This is a genomic window from Oceanicola sp. S124, from assembly GCF_000220565.1.
Classification (GTDB): Bacteria; Pseudomonadota; Alphaproteobacteria; order Rhodobacterales; family Rhodobacteraceae; genus Pseudooceanicola.
This window is the reverse complement of sequence record NZ_AFPM01000329.1, coordinates 1-22395: the sequence shown is the minus strand read 5'-3', so window position 1 is coordinate 22395 and position 22395 is coordinate 1. Positions and strand designations below refer to the sequence as shown.

Annotated in this window: 19 protein-coding genes; 12 read left to right on the top strand and 7 right to left on the bottom strand. The window is 66.3% G+C overall.

The features are described 5' to 3' along the window. Position 1: 1 nt before the first annotated feature. A complete protein-coding gene (locus tag OS124_RS0122600; protein ID WP_010142312.1) occupies positions 2-445 on the top strand; it encodes a MarR family winged helix-turn-helix transcriptional regulator in 444 nt (147 codons plus the stop codon). A gap of 7 nt (positions 446-452) precedes the next feature. Here the strand turns inward: OS124_RS0122600 and OS124_RS0122595 are convergent, their stop codons facing one another. Continuing rightward, positions 453-1490, bottom strand: a complete 1038-nt coding sequence (locus OS124_RS0122595) for a sodium:calcium antiporter (protein WP_010142310.1) — start codon at positions 1488-1490, stop codon at positions 453-455. A gap of 77 nt (positions 1491-1567) precedes the next feature. Beyond that, positions 1568-2314: a bifunctional 2-polyprenyl-6-hydroxyphenol methylase/3-demethylubiquinol 3-O-methyltransferase UbiG gene (gene ubiG / locus OS124_RS0122590; RefSeq protein ID WP_010142309.1), complete on the bottom strand. Its 747-nt coding sequence runs from the start codon at positions 2312-2314 to the stop codon at positions 1568-1570. A gap of 51 nt (positions 2315-2365) precedes the next feature. Between ubiG and pip the strand changes: the two genes are divergently transcribed. The 5 genes from pip to infB all read left to right on the top strand — a co-directional run bounded on the left by pip (position 2366) and on the right by infB (position 8940). After that, positions 2366-3334, top strand: coding sequence for a prolyl aminopeptidase (gene pip, locus OS124_RS0122585; protein WP_029375671.1), 969 nt, complete (start codon positions 2366-2368; stop codon positions 3332-3334). 235 nt (positions 3335-3569) lie between these two features. Continuing rightward, entirely contained in the window at positions 3570-4157 is a 588-nt protein-coding gene (gene rimP / locus OS124_RS0122580) for a ribosome maturation factor RimP (RefSeq protein WP_010142307.1), read from the top strand. Positions 4158-4159: 2 nt separating this feature from the next. Continuing rightward, the gene (gene nusA, locus OS124_RS0122575) at positions 4160-5785 is read left to right on the top strand and encodes a transcription termination factor NusA (protein WP_010142306.1); all 1626 of its coding nucleotides are present in this window, start codon (positions 4160-4162) and stop codon (positions 5783-5785) included. A 21-nt stretch (positions 5786-5806) separates the two neighbouring features. Further along, positions 5807-6397, top strand: coding sequence for an RNA-binding protein (locus OS124_RS0122570; protein WP_010142305.1), 591 nt, complete (start codon positions 5807-5809; stop codon positions 6395-6397). Between the two features lie 44 nt (positions 6398-6441). Beyond that, on the top strand, positions 6442-8940 hold the full coding sequence (gene infB, locus OS124_RS0122565; RefSeq protein ID WP_029375670.1) for a translation initiation factor IF-2: 2499 nt from the start codon (positions 6442-6444) through the stop codon (positions 8938-8940). Between the two features lie 172 nt (positions 8941-9112). Here the strand turns inward: infB and OS124_RS27685 are convergent, their stop codons facing one another. From OS124_RS27685 to OS124_RS25715, 4 genes are all read right to left on the bottom strand, one after another. Continuing rightward, positions 9113-9253, bottom strand: coding sequence for a hypothetical protein (locus OS124_RS27685; RefSeq protein ID WP_010142302.1), 141 nt, complete (start codon positions 9251-9253; stop codon positions 9113-9115). A 295-nt stretch (positions 9254-9548) separates the two neighbouring features. Then, on the bottom strand, positions 9549-9953 hold the full coding sequence (gene mutT, locus OS124_RS0122555) for an 8-oxo-dGTP diphosphatase MutT (RefSeq protein ID WP_010142301.1): 405 nt from the start codon (positions 9951-9953) through the stop codon (positions 9549-9551). Beyond that, positions 9950-11176 carry a bifunctional glutamate N-acetyltransferase/amino-acid acetyltransferase ArgJ gene (argJ, locus tag OS124_RS0122550; protein WP_010142300.1) on the bottom strand — a complete coding sequence of 409 codons (1227 nt, stop codon included), beginning with the start codon at positions 11174-11176 and terminating at the stop codon, positions 9950-9952. Before argJ ends, mutT begins: the two co-directional genes overlap by 4 nt. Before the next feature lie 6 nt (positions 11177-11182). Beyond that, positions 11183-12088, bottom strand: a complete 906-nt coding sequence (locus OS124_RS25715; protein WP_010142299.1) for a peptidylprolyl isomerase — start codon at positions 12086-12088, stop codon at positions 11183-11185. Positions 12089-12261: 173 nt separating this feature from the next. Here OS124_RS25715 and secA point away from each other — a divergent pair, with 173 nt between their 5' ends. The 5 genes from secA (at position 12262) to OS124_RS0122520 (ending at position 20495) form a co-directional block, all read left to right on the top strand. Continuing rightward, complete coding sequence (gene secA / locus OS124_RS0122540) at positions 12262-15000, top strand: preprotein translocase subunit SecA (RefSeq protein WP_010142298.1); 2739 nt, start codon at positions 12262-12264, stop codon at positions 14998-15000. Between the two features lie 121 nt (positions 15001-15121). Then, positions 15122-16195, top strand: coding sequence for a hypothetical protein (locus tag OS124_RS0122535; RefSeq protein ID WP_010142297.1), 1074 nt, complete (start codon positions 15122-15124; stop codon positions 16193-16195). A 22-nt stretch (positions 16196-16217) separates the two neighbouring features. After that, positions 16218-17777, top strand: a complete 1560-nt coding sequence (locus OS124_RS0122530) for a phosphate ABC transporter substrate-binding/OmpA family protein (protein ID WP_010142296.1) — start codon at positions 16218-16220, stop codon at positions 17775-17777. Positions 17778-17922: 145 nt separating this feature from the next. Continuing rightward, a complete protein-coding gene (locus OS124_RS0122525; protein WP_010142295.1) occupies positions 17923-20076 on the top strand; it encodes a malate synthase G in 2154 nt (717 codons plus the stop codon). Then, complete coding sequence (locus tag OS124_RS0122520; protein ID WP_010142294.1) at positions 20073-20495, top strand: GlcG/HbpS family heme-binding protein; 423 nt, start codon at positions 20073-20075, stop codon at positions 20493-20495. The genes OS124_RS0122525 and OS124_RS0122520 overlap by 4 nt, the downstream gene beginning before the upstream one ends. 74 nt (positions 20496-20569) lie before the next feature. Here the strand turns inward: OS124_RS0122520 and radC are convergent, their stop codons facing one another. Then, positions 20570-21331: a RadC family protein gene (gene radC / locus OS124_RS0122515; RefSeq protein ID WP_010142293.1), complete on the bottom strand. Its 762-nt coding sequence runs from the start codon at positions 21329-21331 to the stop codon at positions 20570-20572. A 146-nt stretch (positions 21332-21477) separates the two neighbouring features. Between radC and OS124_RS0122510 the strand changes: the two genes are divergently transcribed. Further along, a partial coding sequence (locus OS124_RS0122510; RefSeq protein WP_010142292.1) for an inorganic phosphate transporter occupies positions 21478-22395 on the top strand: 918 nt, incomplete at its 3' end.

Here is a 22395-nt window from a genome sequence, read left to right as displayed (position 1 = left end):
CATGAATTCTCCGCGAAACTCCCTGGCGATCACGCTGTTCTCCGAGATCCTTGCGGCGGATCAGATGATCCGCAACCGGCTGTCCAGGGTGCTGCCGAAGGGGATGGAGCTGTCGCATTTCTCGGTGCTGAACCACCTGGCGCGGGTCGGGACGGAAAAGAGCCCGGCGCAGCTGGCGCAGACGTTTCACGTGACGCGCGGGGCGATGACCAACACGCTGAGCAAGCTGGAATGGGCCGGTTACGTGCATATCCGCCCCGACTGGGACGATGCGCGGCGCAAGATGGTGGCGATCAGCCCCGCCGGGCGGCAGGCGCGGGATGCCGCGCTGTCGGCGGTTGCGCCGCTGTTTGCCAGCATGCTGGACGAGATCCCGGAAGAGAAGGTGCGCTCGGTCCTGCCGGTGCTGCGCGAGCTGCGCGGCAAGCTGGAAGAAGACCGCTAGACGTGCATCAGAAGGCGGCGATCTGCAGCGCCACCGCGCCGCCGTAGATCAGCAGCAGCAGGGTCGAATCGATCCCGATCTTGCCCGGTCCGCCGCGCTCGCGCACGACCAGACCGCCGATCAGTACTGCGCTCATCAGGGCCGCGGTGACCACCCAGAAGTAATCCTGCTGCCCGACCGCGTGATAGAGCGACCCGTCGCGGTAAGCCGCATCCGAGAGCGGCAGGAAGAGCGTGTCGAAGGTATTGCCGCCGATAATCCCGCCGATCGCCAGCTGCAGCGCGCCGCGCCGGACGGCGGCCAGGGTGGTGACCAGCTCGGGCAGGGAGGTGGCGACGGCGGTCATCAGCGAGCCGACCAGCGAGGCCGACAGCCCCACCCGGTCGGTCAGCGCCGAGCCGGTCTGCCCGATGCCGTAGCCCGCGATCCCGACGATCACCATCAGCACGGCGAATTCCCCGTAGAGCCGGGCGTTCGACTTGCGGGCAGAGGCGGCATCCTCGTCCTCGGGGGCGTCGGTGCGGGTGTGACGGGTCAACTCGGGGTGCCACATCGGCTGTTGCTGGACCACGCGGCTGATGAAGAGGCCGGCGACATAGGCGACGGGGATCAGCACGGACACCGGGTGGATCGCCAGCAGCGTGACCTCGGGGGTGACCAGCGCGGCGAGGGGCAGCATCAGCAGGAAGATCAGCAGGATGCCCTGGAAGACATTGGTCAGCTCGGCGGCGGCATGTTCCAGGTTGGCCCGGCGGAAGGCCATGTCGGCCAGGGCCAGGAAAGCGGTCTGTGCCGCGATCCCGCCGACCGAGTTCGAGAAGGCCAGCGAGGCCCGCCCCTCCAGCGCCGCCGAAACCGAGACGACGGTGCCCGAAAGCGAGGTTGCCGCGCCCAGCACCACGCCGCCGACGATGGCCTCGCCAAGGCCGGTGCGGTCGGCGATGCGGTCGGCATAATCGGCCATGCGGATACCGACATGGGCGATCACCAGCGCGAAGGCCGCGAAGAGGCCCAGCACCGCGAGGGTAGGCAGCTCAGCGAACATCGGCGGAGGCGGGTCTTGCGGGCGGGCAGGGTGGCTGTGTCATCGCCGCCTCAACGCCCCCGCCCGGCGAGGGTTCCCTATTTCGGCCTGAGCGCCGCGGTGACGTAGTTCACGGACAGGTCGCGGGACGAGATCGACCACTGCCAGCTGACCGGGTTGAACACATAGCCCTTGCGGTCGACAGGCGTCATGCCGGCGTCGCGGATCAGCTGGTACAGTTCGTCCGGGGTGATGAACTTCTGCCAGTCGTGGGTGCCCTTGGGCAGCCAGCGCATGACCCATTCGGCCCCGACAATGGCCATGGCGAAGCTCTTGGCATTGCGGTTGATCGTCGAGCACAGGTGCAGGCCGCCGGGCTTCAGCAGGTCATGGCAGGCCGACAGGTAAGCCAGCGGATCGGCGACATGTTCCACCACCTCCATGTTCAGCACCACGTCGAACTGTTCGCCGGCCTCCGCCAGCGCCTCGGCGGTGGTGTGGCGATAGTCGATCACCAGCCCGGACTGTTCCGCATGGGCGCGGGCGACGGGGATGTTGCGCTCGGCGGCATCGGCGCCCACGACCTCGGCCCCGAGGCGCGCCATGGGTTCGCACAGAAGCCCGCCGCCGCAGCCGATATCGAGGATGCGCAGCCCCTCGAAGGGCCGGTCGCTGCCCGGGTCGCGGGCGTATTCCGCCGCGATCTGCGAGGTGATGTAGTCCAGCCGCACCGGGTTCATCATGTGCAGCGGTTTGAATTTGCCAGTGGGGTCCCACCATTCGGCGGCCATGGCCTGAAACTTGGCGACCTCGGCGTCATCCACTGTCTGTCTGTCGGTTTGCATTCCGGACTCCTTGCGGTCATGCTGGCGTGACCCTTCTTATATGGGACGGAAATGGATAGAAACTCGGGGCAAAAGAGCGCAAGCCAGGTGCTGTATCCGCCACTGGATCCTTTCGACCAGCGCATGTTGCCGGTCGGCGAGGGGCACGAGCTGTACGTCGAGCAATCCGGCAACCCCGAGGGAGAGGCCGTGGTGGTGCTGCACGGTGGCCCCGGCGGCGGCTGTTCCCCGGCGATGCGGCGCTATTTCGACCCCGACCATTATCGGATCATCCTGTTTGATCAGCGCGGCTGCGGACGCTCTCGGCCCTATGCCAGCGTCGAGGACAACACCACCTGGCACCTGGTGCGCGACATCGAGAAGATCCGCGAGACGCTGGGGATCGAGACCTGGTGCGTCTTCGGCGGCTCCTGGGGGGCGACGCTGTCGCTGCTCTATGCGCAGACCCATCCTGATCGTGTCCGTCACCTGGCCCTGCGCGGCGTCTTCCTGATGACGCAGGCAGAGCTGGACTGGTTCTACGGCGGCGGCGCGGGCAAGTTCTGGCCCGAGGCCTGGGCGCGGTTCACCGATCCCATCCCCGAGGCGGAGCACGATGATTTCATCGCCGCCTATGCGCGGCGGCTGTTCACCGGCAACCAGGTGGAAGAGGTGAGATTCGCCCGCGCCTGGTCGGTCTGGGAAAACGGGCTGGCTTCGGTGGCCAGCAACGGCATGGGCGGCGAGCCTCCTGGGCAGTATGCCCGTGCCTTCGCGCGGCTGGAGAACCATTATTTCACCCACCTTGGCTGGATCGAGGAAGGTCAGATCCTGCGTGACATGGACAGGATCGCCCATATCCCCGGGGATATCGTGCAGGGGCGTTTCGACATGATCTGTCCACCCGCCAAGGCCTGGGAACTGCACCGTGCCTGGCCGCATTCGGAGCTGCACATGATCCCCCATGCCGGCCATGCGCTGTCCGAGCCGGGGATCACCGCACGGCTTGTGCAGGTGATGGGCCGGCGGGCGAAGGCCTGAGGGGGCTCTGCCCCCCGCCCTGCGGGCTCCCCCCGGAGTACTTTCAGCCTGGTGATGATATGGGGGCTGACGGGGGCGTGGCGCTTTCACGCAGGGGGTTTGGCGCATGCCCCTTGCGATTCGCTGAAACCGGGCGTATATCCCCCTCAACAGCGGCGCGTCGAACCCTCTGGGAACGAAGCTCCACCGGGAATTCGACGGGCCGCGTGCCCGTTTTTTTGTGCCCGGACCGGATATGACCGACCTTATCGCCAAGACCGCCATCGACCGCCGCCTGGCCGAGATCGTGGGTCCCGTCATCGAGGACCTCGGTTTCGAGCTGGTGCGCATCCGCCTGATGGGCGGCAATACCAAGACCCTGCAGATCATGGCCGAGCGGCCGGATGGCGGGATTGAAGTCGACGAATGTGCCAAGATCTCCAACGCCGTTTCCGCGGTGCTGGATGTCGAGGACCCCGTGACCGAGGCCTACAACCTTGAAGTCAGCTCTCCCGGCATCGACCGGCCGCTGACCCGGCTGAAGGACTTCGACGCCTACGAGGGCTACGAGGCCCGGATCGAGACCGCAGAGCTGGTCGGGGGGCGCAAGCGCTTCAAGGGCGTGCTGGCCGGTGTCGAGGAGCAGGACGTGCTGATCAACATCGAGGATCAGGGCGAAGAGGTCACCGTGGGTCTGAACTTTGACTGGCTGGCCGATGCCAAGCTGGTGCTGACCGACGATCTGATCAAGGAAATGCTGAAGGCCCGCAAGGATGCCGGCCAGATCGATGAAGCCGACTTCGACGATATCGAGACCGAAGACGAAGGTTCCCAGGAGGACTGACCATGGCAATCACTTCTGCCAACCAGCTTGAACTGCTGCAAACTGCCGAGGCCGTCGCCCGGGAGAAGATGATCGACCCCGGTCTGGTTGTCGAAGCGATGGAAGAGTCCCTCGCCCGCGCCGCCAAGAGCCGTTACGGCGCCGAGATGGACATCCGCGTCAGCATCGACCGAAAGACCGGCCGTGCTACCTTCACCCGCGTCCGCACCGTGGTCGAGGACGAGGATCTGGAGAACTACCAGGCCGAGATGACCGTCCAGCAGGCCAAGCAGTACATGGCCGATCCGCAGGTCGGCGACACCTTCGTGGAAGAAGTGCCCCCGGTCGAGATGGGCCGGATCGCGGCGCAGTCGGCCAAGCAGGTCATCCTGCAGAAGGTCCGCGAAGCCGAGCGTGATCGCCAGTACGACGAATTCAAGGACCGCGCCGGCACCATCATCAACGGTGTCGTCAAGCGCGAGGAATACGGCAACGTCATCGTCGACGTGGGCCGTGGCGAAGCCATCCTGCGCCGCAACGAGAAGATCGGCCGCGAAGCCTATCGCCCGAACGACCGGATCCGCTGCTACATCAAGGATGTGCGCCGCGAGACCCGTGGCCCGCAGATCTTCCTCTCGCGCACCGATCCGCAGTTCATGGCCGAGCTGTTCAAGATGGAAGTGCCCGAGATCTATGACGGCATCATCGAGATCAAGGCCGTGGCCCGTGACCCTGGCTCGCGCGCCAAGATCGCCGTCATCTCCTACGATGGCTCCATCGACCCCGTCGGCGCCTGCGTCGGTATGCGCGGCAGCCGCGTGCAGGCCGTGGTGAACGAGCTGCAGGGCGAGAAGATCGACATCATCCCGTGGTCGGAAGACATGCCGACCTTCCTCGTGAACGCACTGCAGCCGGCCGAAGTGTCGAAAGTGGTTCTGGACGAGGAAGCCGAGCGTATCGAGGTCGTGGTGCCCGAAGAGCAGCTGAGCCTCGCCATCGGCCGCCGCGGTCAGAACGTGCGCCTGGCCAGCCAGCTGACCGGCCTGGACATCGACATCATGACGGAAGAGGAAGAATCCGCGCGCCGTCAGAAAGAGTTCGAAGCCCGCACCAAACTGTTCATGGAAACCCTGGACCTGGACGAATTCTTCGCTCAGCTTCTGGTCTCGGAAGGCTTCACCAACCTCGAAGAGGTCGCCTATGTCGAGCAGGACGAACTGCTGGTGATCGACGGCGTCGACGAGGATACCGCGCAGGAACTGCAGACCCGTGCCCGCGAATACCTGGAAGCCCAGGCCGAAGCGGCCCTGAAGCGGGCCCGCGAGATGGGTGCCGAAGACAGCCTCATTGAATTCGACGGCCTGACACCCCAGATGGTAGAAGCTCTGGCGGAAGACGGCGTGAAGACGCTGGAAGATTTCGCCACCTGCGCCGACTGGGAACTGGCTGGCGGCTGGACCACCGTCGACGGCGAGCGCGTCAAGGACGAGGGCCTTCTCGAGAAATTCGAGGTCTCGCTTGAAGAGGCACAGCAGCTGGTCATGACCGCCCGTGTCCTGCTGGGCTGGGTCGATCCCTCCGAGCTGGAGCCCGACGCGGAAGAGCTGGAAGAGGTCGAGGGCGAAGACGGCGACGAGGCCGGGGCTTGAGCCCCGACCGGAGTTGATCGGATGAGCCGCGGCGGAAAAGAAAAGGATCGGGCCGATGGGCCCGAGCGCAAGTGCATCGTCACGGGTGAGGTCGCCCCGAAGGGGGGCCTGATCCGCTTTGTTGTGGGGCCTGACGCCCAAGTGGTGCCGGATCTGGCGGAAAAGCTGCCGGGCCGGGGCATCTGGGTCAGCGCCACCCGCGAGGCGATCGAGACGGCGGCGAAGAAGAAGCTGTTTTCGCGGTCCGCGAAGACGCAGGTCACGGTGCCCGAAGGTCTGGCCGATCTGGTCGAACGCCTTCAGGCCAAGCGGGTCTGCGAGCTTCTGGCGCTGGCGCGCAAGTCCGGCGATGCGGTCGCCGGATATGAGAAAGTGAAAGATATGCTGGCCAAGGAAGAGGCAACTGCCCTCATCCAGGCCAGCGACGGGTCCGAGCGCGGCAAGTCCAAGCTCTCGACCCCCCACCGGGGCAATTTCATCGGCTGGCTTACCGCGGATGAGCTGGGCTTGGCCTTCGGTCGGGAAACTGTCATACACGCCGCCTTAGGAACTGGCGGTTTGAGCAAACGTGTTGTAGAGGAGGCCGCGAGACTGCGAGGTCTGCGTGCCTGACGCATGAGGCGGGAGGGTCCCGCCTGAAAGGAAGATTGGCCAATATGAGCGACAACGACGGTAAAAAGACTCTGGGTGTTCGTGGTGGAGGTCCCCGCTCGGGGAACGTGAAGCAGAGCTTCAGCCATGGCCGCACCAAGAACGTCGAAGTGGTGACGAAGCGCAAACGCGTTGTCGTCCCCAAGGCCGGCTCTGGCAAATCCGGCGGCAACCCTGCCCTCGGCGACCCCAACAAGCGGCCCAAGGGCATCACCGATGCCGAAATGGAGCGCCGCCTGAAGGCTGTCGCCGCCGCGAAGGCGCGTGAGGCGGAAGATACCGAACGCCGCGCCCGCGAGGAAAAGGAACGCGAGGAAGAGCGCCAGCGCCGCCGTGACGAAGCGGAGCAGAAAGAGCGTGAGCAGCGCGAGGCCGAGGAGAAAGCCAAGGCCAAGGCCGACGAGGAAGAGCGCAAGCGCCGCGAAGAGGCCGAGGCCGCCAAGCGTGCTGCCGTTGCCGCGGCCCAGGCCCCTGCCGAACCCGGTGATGACAGCGCCCGCGCTGCCAAGACCCGTGCCAAGCCCGCCATGCCGGTGCGCGACGAGCGCGCCAACACGACCGATCGTGACGATCGCGGCGGCCGGAACAAGGGCCGCGACGATGGTCGCCGCTCCGGCAAGCTGACGCTGAACCAGGCTCTGTCCGGTGGCGAAGGCGGCCGTCAGAAATCCCTCGCCGCGATGAAGCGGAAGCAGGAGCGCGCCCGCCAGAAGGCCATGGGCGGCGCGGTCAACCGCGAGAAGGTCGTGCGCGACGTGCAGCTGCCCGAGACCATCGTGGTTTCCGAGCTGGCCAACCGCATGGCCGAACGTGTCGCCGACGTGGTCAAGGCCCTCATGCAGAACGGCATGATGGTCACCCAGAACCAGACCATCGACGCCGATACCGCCGAGCTGATCATCGAGGAATTCGGCCACAAGGTGCAGCGTGTCTCGGATGCCGACGTCGAAGACGTCATTAAGGCGGAAGAGGACAAGCCCGAGGATCTGAAAGGCCGCCCGCCGGTCATCACGATCATGGGCCACGTCGACCACGGCAAGACCTCTCTGCTGGACGCGATCCGCGACGCCAAGGTGGTTGCCGGCGAAGCCGGTGGCATCACCCAGCACATCGGCGCCTACCAGGTCACCACCGAAAGCGGGGCCGTGCTGTCGTTCCTCGACACCCCCGGCCACGCGGCCTTCACCTCGATGCGCTCCCGCGGTGCCCAGGTGACGGATATCGTGGTGCTGGTGGTCGCGGCGGATGACTCGGTCATGCCGCAGACCATCGAGGCCATCAACCACGCCAAGGCCGCCGGTGTTCCGATGATCGTGGCGATCAACAAGTGCGACAAGCCTGCCGCCGACCCGGACAAGGTCCGCGCCGAGCTGCTGCAGCACGAAGTGATCGTCGAGAAGATGTCCGGCGAAGTGCAGGACGTCGAGGTCTCTGCCCTGACCGGCAAGGGCCTGGACGAGCTGCTGGAAGCCATCGCGTTGCAGTCCGAGATCCTGGAACTGAAGGCCAACCCCGATCGTGCCGCCCAGGGCGCCGTGATCGAGGCCCAGCTGGACGTGGGCCGTGGCCCCGTTGCCACCGTGCTTGTCCAGACCGGTACGCTGCGCCAGGGCGACATCTTCGTCGTCGGCGAGCAGTACGGCAAGGTCCGTGCGCTGGTGAACGACAAGGGCGAACGCGTCAAGGAAGCCGGTCCGTCGGTACCTGTCGAAGTTCTCGGCCTGAACGGCACGCCGGAAGCCGGTGACGTCCTGAACGTCGTCGCGACCGAAGCCCAGGCCCGCGAGATCGCCGAGTACCGCCACAATGTCTCGAAAGAGAAGCGTGGCCTGGTCGGTGCCGGCACCACGCTGGAACAGCTGATGGCGAAGGCCAAGGCCGACGAGAACGTCTCTGAGCTGCCGGTCATCGTGAAGGCCGACGTGCAGGGCTCTGCCGAAGCCATCGTGCAGGCGCTGGAGAAGGTCGGCAACGACGAGGTCCGCGTGCGGGTCATCCACTACGGCGTCGGTGCCATCACCGAAACCGACGTGGGCCTGGCCGAAGCCTCGGGCTGCCCGGTGATCGGCTTCAACGTCCGTGCCAATGCGCCGGCGCGCAACAGCGCCAACCAGAAGGGCGTGGAACTGCGTTACTACAGCGTGATCTACGACCTGGTGGATGACGTGAAGGCGGCGGCCTCGGGCCTGCTCAGCAACGAGATACGCGAGAACTTCATCGGCTATGCCAACATCAAGGAGGTCTTCAGGGTCTCCAACGTGGGCAAGGTCGCAGGCTGCCTGGTCACCGAAGGTGTGGCACGCCGCTCTGCCGGTGTCCGCCTGCTGCGCGACAACGTGGTGATCCACGAAGGCACGCTGAAGACCCTGAAGCGCTTCAAGGACGAAGTCAGCGAAGTGCAGTCGGGCCAGGAATGCGGCATGGCCTTCGAGAACTACGACGATGTGCGCCCCGGCGACGTCATCGAGATCTTCGAGCGCGAGGAGGTCGAGCGCAAGCTCTGACCCCCCTCCCCCAAACAGCTAAAGGCCGGTCCCCAGGACCGGCCTTTTTTGTTCGTTCTGCCGCTTCTGGCGCCCAGGTGACACGGGCGTCGCAGGGATTGAGAGAGGGCCGGAAAGCAGAAGAGCGGCCCTGAGGCCGCTCCTTGCTATTCTGTCTTGTCCCTGGTGCGGTTCAGGCTGCGGCGGTCTGAGACACCGGCGAGCCGGTGAACAGCTGCTGGCCGACACGCACTTCAACCTTCCCGTTCGGAAGAGCGCGCACGAAGGTGCCCTGCACGGAAACACAGGTACCGAGGGTGATGGTTTTCAACATGGTAGTCCCCTTCCCATTCCAGAAGTTAATCTCTGATCTACTTATACCCCACCACCCGTTAACAGAGCAGTCAAAAGTTATTCAAAAGTTAAGTTTTTGCCACAAAAACGGCACATTTCGACGCCGCGGCGCAGAAAATCTGCGGCGGCGCAGCGAAATGACTTTACGTCACGACGGTTTCGGGGGCTCTACGAGGCCGCAAAACTGGATGACTTGTCCAAGAATTGGGCAAGCTCAACCCTTGGGAGAGCAGGCTGAAATGCCTTCCCCTCCGGGCGGGCCCGTGGGTGATTCGCTACAGCCAGTCGCGCAGGATCGGGATCAGCGGAATGTCCGCCGGGGGCATCTCGTAGTTGCGCAATTCGGTGCCGCGCGCCCAGGCAAGGGTCTGGCCCTCGCGCGGTTGCGGCACCCCTTCCCACTTGCGGCAGGCAAAGAGCGGCATCAGCAGGTGGAACTTCTCGTACTCGTGGCTGGCGAATGTCAGCGGCGCCAGGCACGAGGCCCAGGTGTCGATGCCCAGCTCTTCCTTCAGCTCGCGGATCAGCGCCGCTTCCGGGGTTTCGCCCGCCTCGACCTTGCCCCCGGGAAATTCCCAGAGGCCGGCCATGGATTTGCCTTCAGGGCGCTGTGCCAGCAGCACGCGCCCGTCGACATCGATCAGCGCGACGGCCGAGACCAGGACGATCTTCTTGCTCACGAGCGGTAGTCCGCGTTGATCGAGATGTAGCCGTGGGTCAGGTCGCAGGTCCAGACGGTGGCGGTGCCGCCGCCCAGGCCGAGGTCGACCGAGATGGCGATCTCCTGCTGCTTCATGATCGCGGCGCCCTGCTCTTCGCGGTAGTCGGGGCTAACCCAGCCGTTCTCGGCCACCAGCACGTCACCGAAGCGGATCGACAGCAGGTCACGGTCGGCGGCGGCGCCGGACTTGCCGATGGCCATGACGACGCGGCCCCAGTTGGGATCCTCGCCGGCGATGGCGGTCTTGATCAGCGGCGAATTGGCGATGGCCATGGCGTGGGTCCTGGCATCGGCATCCGATGCGGCGCCGGAAACGTGGATCTCGACGAATTTCGTCGCGCCCTCGCCGTCCTTCACCACCTGGTGGGACAGGTCCAGCATCACGCCGCGCAGGGCGTCGATGAAGGCGGTGCTTTCGGCGGTGACCCGGGCGCCCGAGGTGCCGGTGGCGCCCATCAGAAGCGTGTCCGAGGTCGAGGTGTCGCTGTCGACGGTGATGCAGTTGAAGGTGACGTCGGTCAGGGTGCTGAGCATGTCCTGCAGGACCGAACGTTCGACCAGCGCGTCGGTGAAGATATAGACCAGCATGGTCGCCATGTCGGGGGCGATCATGCCCGAGCCCTTGGCGATCCCGGCGATCTTCACCGGCTTGCCGTCGATCATCACCTCGGCGGTGGCGCCCTTCGGGAAGGTGTCGGTGGTCATGATCGCCTGGGCGGCTTCCTCGATCTTGCCGGCGTCCAGCGCCTCTTTCAGATCGCCCAGCTTTGCGGTGACGCGCTCATGCGGCAGCGGTTCCCCGATGACGCCGGTCGAGGAGGTGAAGACGCGGCTTTCGTCCAGCCCCAGCACCTCGGCGGCGGCAGAGGTCACGGCCTTGGTCGCGGTCACGCCGTTCTTGCCGGTGAAGGCATTGGCGTTGCCCGAGTTGACCACGATGGCAGCGGGGCCGCTGCCATCCAGTCCGATCTTTTCCTGGCAATCCAGCACGGGGGCAGACCGCGTGGCGGACCGTGTGAACACGCCCGCCATCACGCTGCCCGCGTCCAGCAGGGCAAGCATCACGTCGCGGCGTCCCTCGTAACGGACGCCGGCCTCTACGGTCGCGAAGCGCACCCCGTCGATGACGGGCAGCGCGGGAAAGGCGGCGGGCGCCAGCGGAGAGGTCGGATACTTGCCCACGGGGGATTACTCCTGAAGTTCCTGATACAGCGGCATCACCGACTGTTGGCTGAGGTCGATGGACCCCATGTCGGCCATGCTTGCATCCGAATTTGCAGCGAGTTCGTCAAGATAGGCAGTGCTCTCGGACTGCTGAAGCTCGGCCACGATCTGCTCGCGGACCTCTTCCAGCGCCGGCTTGCGCTCGCGGGTTTCGTTCAGCTTGATCACGTGCCAGCCGAACTGGGTCTGCACGGGGGCCGAGATGTCGCCGGCTTCCATTTCGACCAGGGCGGCGCTGAAGGGCGCGACCATCTTGTCGGGAGTGAACCAGCCCAGCTGGCCGCCATTGGGGCCCGAGGGGCCGGTCGATTTGTCGCGGGCCAGCTTGGCGAAGTCCTCGCCGCCTTCCAGCTGCTCGATCAGCGCCTTCGCCTCTTCCTCGGTCTCGACCAGGATATGCGAGGCGTTGTACTCGGTCGGGCCTTCGGCATCGGCGGGATACATGGCGTCGTACTCGGCCTGGATACGCTCGTCCGAGATCACCTCGTTGAGGTGCTGCAGCATCGCGTCGGTGGCGATCAGCTTGCGTTCGGTGTTGTCCATCAGCAGGCCGGTGGCCTTGGCCATCTCGCCCTCGAACTGCTGGCGCAGCTCTTCCTGCTGGACCAGTTGCTGCAGCAGCGGTGCGGCGATCTGGGCCAGCGGCATCTGGTTGTAGGGCTCGGGCGCCTCGATCTGGGCGGCGATGACATGGCCCATGGTGATCTCGGTTTCGCCGACGCGGGCAAGGACGGTGTCCAGCGTGACCGGGCCCTCGACCGCGATTGCCTCTGCGGAAGCGGCGGGCGCTTCGGCGGGCGCATCCTGGGCCAGCAGGTGGGCCGGGACGCTCAGCGCCAGCGCGGCGGCAAGGGTGAGACGGTGCAACATGGATTTTCCTCCGGTTTTCCACGCAGGGGCGTGGCGTTGACACTGCACTGCCCGCCTACTACATCGCCTTATGGCAAAGGGTTCGGCGGTCATTCCGGCTCTGTGTAAGGGCCGCGACGGCGGCGCACAACCAACCCTGCCACACGATGGCGTCAGGAAGCGGAAAGTAGATCATGCTGGGTATCGGAACATTCGCCAAGAAGGTCTTCGGCACGCCGAATGACCGCAAGATCAAGGCGACACGCCCGCTGATCGACAAGATCAACGCGCTGGAGGCAGACCTACAGGCGCTCTCGGACGAGGACCTGCGCGCCAAGACGGTCGAGTTCCGCACGCGGCTGGAGGGCGGCGAGACGCTGGACGACCTGCTGCCCGAAGCTTTCGCCACCTGCCGCGAAGGAGCCCGCCGCGCCATTGGCCTGCGGGCTTTCGACGTGCAGCTCATGGGCGGGATCTTCCTGCACCAGGGTAACATCTCCGAGATGAAGACCGGCGAGGGCAAGACCCTCGTGGCCACCTTCCCTGCCTACCTGAACGCCCTGTCGGGCAAGGGCGTGCACGTGGTGACCGTGAACGACTACCTGGCGAAACGTGACGCCGAGTGGATGTCGAAGGTTTACGGTTTCCTCGGGCTCACCACCGGCGTGGTCCATCCCGGCCAGGGCGACGAGGCGAAGCGGCAGGCCTACCTCTGCGACATCACCTACGCCACCAACAACGAGCTGGGCTTCGACTACCTGCGCGACAACATGAAGTCCGAACTCAAGGACATGTACCAGCGCGGCCACAACTTCGCGATCGTCGACGAGGTGGACAGCATCCTGATCGACGAGGCGCGCACCCCGCTGATCATCTCGGGCCCCGCCGAGGACCGCAGCACGCTTTACACCGCCGTCGACGGGCTGATCCCCTCGCTGAGCGATGAGGATTTCACCACCGACGAGAAGCAGCGCAGCGTCACCTTCACCGAGGAAGGCAACGAGAAGCTCGAGCAGCTGCTGCATGACAACGGTCTGCTGGAAGAGGGCGCGACGCTCTACGACCCCGAGTCGACCTCGATCGTGCACCACGTCAACCAGGCCCTGCGCGCCCACAAGCTGTTCATCCGTGACCAGCATTACATCGTGCGCGACGGCAACGTGGTGCTGATCGACGAATTCACCGGCCGGATGATGGCCGGGCGCCGCCTGTCCGAGGGCCTGCACCAGGCCATCGAGGCCAAGGAAGGCGTCGAGATCCAGCCCGAGAACACCACCCTCGCCCAGGTGACCTTCCAGAACTACTTCCGCCTCTATGGCACGCTGGCGGGCATGACCGGCACCGCGATGACCGAGGCCGAGGAATTCCAGGAAATCTACGGGCTGGGCGTGGTCGAAGTGCCGACCAATCGTCCCATTGCCCGTGTCGACGAAGACGACCGGATCTATCGCACCCAGGGCGAAAAGTACCAGGCCATCATCGAAGAGATCAAGCTGGCGCATGAGAAGGGCCAGCCGGTTCTCGTGGGCACCACCTCGATCGAGAAGTCCGAACTTCTCAGCCAGCTGCTGACCCAGGCCGAACTGCCGCACAACGTGCTGAACGCCCGCCACCACGAGCAGGAAGCGCAGATCGTCGCCGAGGCCGGCAAGCTGGGCGCGGTGACCATCGCGACGAACATGGCCGGGCGCGGCACCGACATCAAGCTGGGCGGCAACGTCGAGATGAAGGTGATGGAGGCGCTGGAAGCCCAGCCTGACGCCGACCCCGACGCCATCCGCGAGAAGATCGAGGCCGAGCACGCCGGTGCCGAAGCCGAGGTGAAGGAGGCCGGCGGCCTCTATGTCCTCGCCACCGAGCGTCACGAAAGCCGCCGGATCGACAACCAGCTGCGCGGCCGTTCGGGCCGCCAGGGCGACCCGGGCCGGTCCAGCTTCTTCCTGTCGCTGGAAGACGACCTGATGCGCATCTTCGGGTCCGAGCGGCTGGACAAGGTGCTGTCTGGTCTCGGCATGAAGGAAGGCGAGGCGATCATCCACCCCTGGGTGAACAAGTCGCTGGAACGTGCCCAGGCCAAGGTCGAGGGCCGCAACTTCGACATGCGCAAGAACGTGCTGAAGTTCGACGACGTGATGAACGACCAGCGGATGCTGATCTTCGGCCAGCGCCGCGAGATCATGGAGGCGAAGGATCTCTCCGAGATCGTGCAGGACATGCGCTACGAGGTGATCGAGGACCTGGTCACCCAGTACATGCCGCCCAAGACCTATGCCGACCAGTGGGACACCGAGGGCCTGCGCGACGCCTGCCGCGAGAAGCTGGGCCTGGATGTGCCGGTCGAGGACTGGGCCGCCGAGGAAGGCGTGGACGACGAGCAGATCATCGAGCGCCTGGAACAGGCCAGCGATGCGGTCATGGCGAAGAAGGCCGCCGACTTCGGCCCCGAGAACATGCGGATGATCGAAAAGCAGATTCTGCTGCAGACCATCGACGGCAAGTGGCGCGAGCACCTGCTGCGGATGGAGCACCTGCGCTCGGTCGTCGGCTTCCGGGGCTATGCGCAGCGCGATCCGCTGAACGAGTACAAGAACGAGGCCTTCGCCCTGTTCGAATCGCTGCTGGATTCGCTGCGTGAAGAGGTCACCCAGACCCTCGCCCGGGTCCGCCCGATGACCGAGGAAGAGCGCCAGGCCCAGATCGCCGCGCTGCAGGCCCAGATGGCCGCGCAGCAGGCCCGGGTCGATGCCGCCGTGCGCCAGGCCGAGGCCCAGGCGTCCGGCGAGGCCCCTGAGGGTGTGAACCCCGAAGGCGAAGGGTATGTGCCCGGCTTCGACGAGGCTGACCCCGCCACCTGGGGCAACCCCTCGCGCAATGCGCTCTGCCCCTGCGGGTCCGGCAAGAAGTTCAAGCACTGCCACGGCGCGCTGGCCTGATCGCCACGGTTGTTCTCAAGGGGGAGACAAAAAGGCGCCTCGCGCCAGATTGACTCCCCCTGCTTGCCACACCTGTGACAGAATCCTCTCTGAAGTTGCGGCAAGCGCAGGAGGATTCTGAATGCCGATCGCCAAGGCCGCCTTGATGAAGATCATCGCCTATTCGGGTGCCGGCATGGTCATGGCCGGCTCCGCGGGCTTCGTCATGCAGCAGCATGGACAATCGCCGGTTGCTGCCCCGGTTTCTGGCCCCGCCGCTGCCTCCGTCGCACAGCCGGTGGTGGCCGAGGCCTCCGCTCTGGGTACCGAGGTGTCCGCCGTCGCCGATCCCGTCGCCCTCCCCCTCAGCGGGATCGAGCTGACCTCCTCCCCCGTCGTGCCGCCTGCCAGCGATCCTGCCTCGCCCGAATTTGCCGGGCAGGCACAGCTGCTGCTGGCCCAGGCCAGTGCCGGGCCGCTGCCTGCCGAAGATGCCTCTGGTGCCGAGCCTGCCGCCGATGCCGGGGCCGCCGCCGGTTGCGAGGCGACGCTGACCGCCGAACCCGCCGCCGCCGCCATGGTCGAACTGAGCCTCGACGCCCCCTGCTATGCCGGGGAACGGGTGGCGATCCATCACGAGGGCATGGTCTTTTCCGAGCTGACCGACGCCGAGGGCAAGCTGGGTGTCCTGGTCCCCGCGCTGGCGGAATTCGCCATCTTCGTCGCCGTCTTCCAGGATGGTGAAGGGGCCAGCGCCGATACCGAGGTCTCTTCGCTGGCCTTCTATGACCGCTCGGTGCTGCAATGGCAGGGCGACACGGGGCTGGAGCTGCATGCGCTGGAATATGGCGCGGCCTATGACGAGCCCGGCCATGTCTGGGCCGGCGCGCCGCGCGATGTCACGGTCGCGGCCACCGGCGAAGGCGGTTTCCTGACCCTGCTGGGCAATGGCGCTCTGCCGCAGGCGCGCATGGCGCAGGTCTACTCCTTCCCCATGGGCATCGCGAAGACGCCCGGCGAGATCGACCTTTCGGTCGAGGTTCAGGTGACCGAGGGCAATTGCGGTCGCGATGTCACCGGACAGGTGATCCATGTCGCCGAGGCCGCCTTCGGCAGCTTCCATGACCTGAATGTCACGATGCCCGCCTGCGACGCGGCGGGGGATTATCTGCTGTTGAAAAACCTTCTCGGGGACCTGAAGATCGCCGCCAAATAGGTTCCGCACTACCGGGGGCCCCATGCGATCCATCCGTGCGGCCCTTTGCGCCGCACTTTTCCTTTTCTCCGCCGCGACCCATACGGTTGCGCAGGATGTCACGCTGGCCTCGCCTGACGGCGCGGTCGAGCTGTCCGGCAACCTGCTGGGCTTCGACGGGGAATTCTATCGCCTGCAAACCGAATTCGGCGTGCTGACGCTGGACGGCTCGGGCGTGCTCTGCTCGGGGCCCGGCTGCCCCGACCTGACCGATTTCGTTGCCCGCATCACCATCTCCGGCGCCGAGACCGTGGGCGAGATCCTGATGCCGGCGCTGGTCGAGGGCTTCGCCCTGCGCGTCGGCCTGGGCGTCCAGCGCGAGGAGCTGGCGGCGGGAGAGGTTCTCTACGTGCTCAGCGAGCCTGGCACCGGGCGTGTCGCCGGAGAGTTCACCATCCACAGCCATACCACCGACCGTGGCTTTGCCGAGCTGATCGACGCGGGCGCCGATCTGGTCATGGCCCTGCGCGAGGTCCGTCCGGGGGAACTGGCGGCGGCGCGCGAGGCCGGGCTTGGCGACCTGACCCAGAAGGGCCGCGCCCGGGTGCTGGCGCTGGATGCGCTGGTGCCCATCGTGGCGCCGGGCAACCCGGTGCAGCGCATCACCATGCCCGAGCTGGCGCAGGTCTTTGCCGGGCAGATCGACAACTGGCAGCAGCTTGGCGGACCCGATGCGCCCATCGTGCCGCACCTGCGGCGGCTCGACTCGGGGCTGGGACAGGTGGTGCAGGACCGGCTTCTGAACCCGGTCGGGGCGCAGATCGCCGAGGGGGCGGTGCAGCATGACAGCGACGAAGGTCTGTTGCAGGCCGTGCTGTCGGACCCCTTCGCCATCGGCCTGTCCTCTGCCTCCGAGGTCGGCTCGGCCGCCGGTCTGGCGCTGTCGGGGGACTGCGGCTTCACGCTTCAGGCCACCCGCCGCAACGCCAAGACCGAAGACTACCCGATGACCGCGCCGGTCTTCCTCTACCAGCCCGCCGTGCGGCTGCCCAAGCTGGCACGGGAGTTCCTGGCCTATACCCGCGATCCCCAGGCGCAATATGTCATCCGCCGCGCCGGTTTCGTCGACCAGCTGCCCGAAGAGGTCGCCATCGACGACCAGGGCGACCGCTTTGCCAATGCCATCGCCCAGGCGGGCGAGGAAACCCCCCTGCCCGAGTTGCAGCGCATGGTCGGCACGCTGTCGGGCATGAAGCGGCTGACGCTGTCGTTCCGCTTCCGTGCCGGCTCGACCCGGCTGGATGCGCAGTCGATGTCCAACGTGCGGATGCTGGCAGAGGCGCTGGAAAGCGGCCAGTACGACGGGCGCCGCCTGCTGCTGGTCGGTTTCTCGGACAGTGACGGCGGCGCCGAGGCGAACCGCAGGATCTCGGCCGAGCGGGCCGAGACGGTGCGCCGCGCGGTCCTCGCCGCCGCCGAGACGCTGGACCTGGCGCGCCTTGACCTGGGCACCGACGCCTTCGGAGAGGCCATGCCCATGGCCTGCGACGACAGCGAATGGGGCCGCCAGGTGAACCGCCGGGTCGAGGTCTGGCTGCGCTAGGATTTCCATTTTCGAGGGACCTTCTTCCACATCGTGGAAAGGTAAAGTTTTTCCATCGCCTGTCGCGGCAAAGCGGATATCTTGCCGGGAAAGTGTCGCGTGTCCGCCCGGGCCGCGCCGATCCCTTGCCCACAGGAGTCCCCTCATGACCCGTTACGTGACCCGCGCCGGCCTCTCGGTGGCCGAAGAGCTTGCCGCGCTGGTGGAAGAGCAGGTGCTGCCCGGCACCGGCGTCAAGCCCGAGGGCTTCTGGAGCGGCTATGACCGCCTGCTGCGCAAGCTGGTACCGCAGAACCTGGCCCTGCTGGAAAAGCGTGACCGGCTGCAGGCGCAGATCGACGACTGGCTTGTCGCGCGCAGGGGCCAGCCCTGGGATGGGGCCGCCTACCGCGCCTTCCTCGAAGAGATCGGCTACCTGGTGCCCGAGGGGCCGGACTTCACCATCGGCACGAAGAACGTCGACGACGAGATCGCCGTGACCGCCGGGCCGCAGCTTGTCGTACCGGTGATGAACGCCCGTTTCGCGCTGAATGCCGCCAATGCCCGCTGGGGATCGCTCTATGATGCGCTTTACGGCACCGATGCGCTGCCCGGCGCGCCCGAGGGCAAGGGCTATGACCCCAAGCGCGGCGCGCAGGCCGTCACCTGGGCGGCCGAGTTCCTCGATCTTGCGGTGCCGCTGAAGACGATTTCCCACGCCGAGGTCACCGAGTACCGTCGGGGCGGAGAAGAGCTGGTCGCCGTCTCGCCCTCGGGCGTGCATGGCTTCAAGGATCCCTCGGCCTTCGTCGGCTACCGCGAGGAAGGCGCCACGGCCACCTACATGCTGCGCCACAACGGGCTGCACATCGGCCTGCTGATCGACCCCGCCCACCCGGTCGGGCGTGACAGCGCCGCCGGCCTGAAGGACGTGCTGCTGGAAAGCGCCCTGACCGCGATCCAGGATTGCGAGGACAGCGTCGCTGCCGTGGATGCCGCCGACAAGACCGCCGTCTATGCCAACTGGCTGGGGCTGATGAAGGGCGACCTGGAAGAGAGCTTCGAGAAGGGCGGCAAGGTGATGACCCGCCGTCTTGCCTCGGACATGGCGCTGCTCTCCCCCGCGGGCGAACCGATCTCGCTGCAGGGGCGCGCCCTGCTGCTGGTGCGTAATGTCGGTCACCTGATGACCACAGATGCGGTGCTCTTTGACGGTGAAGAGACACCCGAGGGGATGCTGGACGCCATGGTCACCGTGGCCTGCGCCATGCACGACCTGAAGAAGACGAGCGGCCCGCGCAATTCGCGCAAGGGCTCGGTCTACGTGGTGAAGCCGAAGATGCACGGCCCCGCCGAGGTGGCCTTTGCCGAAAAGCTCTACGCCGAGGTCGAGATCATCCTGGGCCTGCCCAAGAACACGGTGAAGCTGGGGGTGATGGACGAAGAACGCCGCACCTCGGTGAACCTGCGCGAATGCATCCGCGCGGTGAAGGACCGGCTGGTCTTCATCAACACCGGCTTCCTCGATCGCACGGGCGACGAGATCCACACCTCGATGCAGGCCGGGCCGTTCATTCCCAAGGGCGAAATGGCCGGGGCCGCCTGGCTGCAGGCCTATGAGAACGGCAACGTGGATGCGGGCCTGGCCTGCGGCCTGCAGGGCCGTGCGCAGATCGGCAAGGGCATGTGGGCCAAGCCCGACCGCATGGCCGAGATGCTGGAGGCCAAGACCGGCCACCCGATGGCTGGCGCCAACACGGCCTGGGTGCCTTCGCCTACGGCGGCCACGCTGCACGCGACGCATTATCATCAGGTCAATGTCTTCGCCCGCCAAGACGAGCTGAAATCGCGTGAACGCGCGTCGCTGGACGCCCTGCTGACCCCGCCCCTGCTGTCGGGTCGCAACCTGACCGAGGAAGAGGTCCGCCGCGATCTGGACAACAACTGCCAGGGGATCCTCGGCTACGTGGTGCGCTGGATCGACCAGGGCGTCGGCTGTTCCAAGGTGCCGGACATCAACGATATCGGGCTGATGGAGGACCGCGCCACGCTGCGGATCTCGTCGCAGTACCTGGCCAACTGGCTGCTGCATGGCCTGGTGACCGAAGCGCAGGTGGAGGAGGCGCTGAAGCGCATGGCGGTGAAGGTGGATGCCCAGAACGCGGGGGATCCTGACTACACCCCGATGGCGCCCGGCTTCGACGGCGTGGCCTTTGCCGCCGCGCGGGACCTGATCTTCACCGGCACCACCCAGCCCTCGGGCTATACGGAACCGGTGCTGCATGCCCGCCGGCGCGAGGCCAAAGAGAAGACGCAATGATCCAGGTGACGCGACTTGACCTGGCCGATGCCCGCGTGCTGCTGGAGGGCGCCAAGGCCAGGGCCGGGGACATCGGCGTGCCCATGTGCATCGCCATCACCGACGAAGGCGGCAACCTGTTGGCCTTCGAGCGGATGGAGGGCGGCAAGGTGACATCGATCACCCTCGCCATCGACAAGAGCTTCACCGCCTCGGCTGCCAGGAAGGCGACTCATGACTACGGCACCGCCTCGCAGCCCGGCGCGCCGGCGTTCGGCATCGGCTCTGCCATCGGCGGGCGCCTGATGGTGGTGGGCGGGGGCCTGCCGGTCTTGGTCGGCGGCGATTGTGTCGGCGGGATCGGCGTCAGTTCCGGGACGCCTGCCCAGGACCGCGGGGTGGCTGAAGCCGGGATCGCGGCCCTCGAGGCGACGCTCTGAAGCGTTCTTGCTGATCTGGCCTGCCGGTCTGATCTGGTGGGCGGTCCCTTTCGGGGCGCGCGCGGTCTTCGGGGTCAGAGATACCCCTCGGACCGGAAGCTCAGCTCGCGCGAGCGGCCGACGATGATGTGGTCATGCAGCACCAGGCCCAGGGTCTGGGCTGCGGCCTCGATCTGCGCGGTCATGTCGATATCGGCCTGGCTGGGCGTCGGATCGCCCGAGGGGTGATTGTGGACAAGGATCAGGGCGCTGGCATTCAGGCTGAGCGCCCGTTTCACCACCTCGCGCGGGTAGACCGGCACGTGATCCACGGTGCCCTTCCCCTGCTCTTCATCGGCAATCAGCACGTTCTTGCGATCCAGGTAGAGCACGCGGAACTGCTCTGTCTCGCGGTGTGCCATGGCGGTGTGGCAATAGTCGATCAGCGCATCCCATGAGCTGACCACCTGCCGCCGCATCACCCGGGCCCGGGCCAGCCGCTGTGCCGCCGCCTCGATCAGCTTCAGCTCGCAGATCACCGCGGGGCCGACCTGATCGACCTCGAGCAGTCGTTCCGGCGGCGCGGTCACGACCGAGTTGAAGTCGCCGAACGTCTCCATCAGCCGCCGGGCCAGGGGCTTCATGTCCTGCCGGGCATTGGCCCGGAACAGGACCAGTTCCAGCATCTCGTAGTCCGGCAGGGCAGCGGCGCCGCCCTGCATGAAACGATCCCGCAGGCGCCTGCGGTGATCGGCGATATATGAGGGCAGCCGCCCCGAGGGCAGCGGCGCCCCGGGCGCTTCATCCGAAGGGAAGAGCGGCAAGGGGGCTTCGTGGAAGGCGCGGGGATCTTTCATGGCGCGAGCATGCGCCCGCCGTAGTTAACGGCCGGTGAATCGCTGCGGGCGCAACGTTGCGCGGGCAATCTGTCATCAAACTGTCGCAAAACCTTGCCCGCCGTTTCATATTTCTCTACCCCCCGCGCATGGAACTGGAGGGCCCTATGTCCGAAAACAGCAATCTCGACCCGAGCCACCTGGAAACGCTCGACCGCGACCTGGGGCGGCTTTCGTCGCTGGAGCAGGCGACCAGCCAGGCGGGGCGCTCGGCGCTCGGCATGGGCGTGGCCTTCCTGTTCATCGTCTTCGCGGCCCTCGTGGCGGCGCTGATCTTCGGCCAGGCCGACAACAGCTTCATCGTCGTCATCGCGGCGGCCTTCGGCGCCTACATGGCGCTGAACATCGGCGCCAACGACGTGGCCAACAACATGGGCCCCGCCGTCGGGGCCAATGCGATGTCCATGGCCGCGGCCATCGTCATCGCCGCGATCTTCGAAAGCGCCGGTGCCCTGCTGGCGGGCGGAGACGTGGTTTCCACCATCGCCAAGGGCATCATCGCGCCGGAAAGCATGGGCACCTCGTCGAACTTCATTGCCGCGATGATGGCGGCGTTGCTGGCCTCGGCCCTCTGGGTCAACCTGGCGACCTGGGTGGGCGCACCTGTCTCGACCACCCATTCGGTCGTCGGAGGCGTCATGGGCGCGGGCATCGCCGCTGCCGGCCTCGGCGCCGTGGCCTGGGGCCAGATGGGGGCGATTGCGGCCAGCTGGGTGATCTCTCCGCTGCTCGGCGGGGTCGTCGCGGCGGGCTTCCTGTGGTTCATCAAGGCCCGCATCATCTACCAGGAGGACAAGATCGCCGCCGCCCGCGTCTGGGTGCCGGTGCTGGTCGGGATCATGGCCGGGGCCTTCTCGACCTACCTGGCGGTGAAGGGGCTGAAGAAGCTGATCTCGATCGACCTCGGCATGGCGGTGATCATCGGCCTGGCGATCGCCGTCGGTTCCTGGCTGGTGATGATCCCGGTGGTGCGCCGCCAGTCGCGCAACCTGGAAAACCGCAACAAGTCGCTGAAGGTGCTGTTC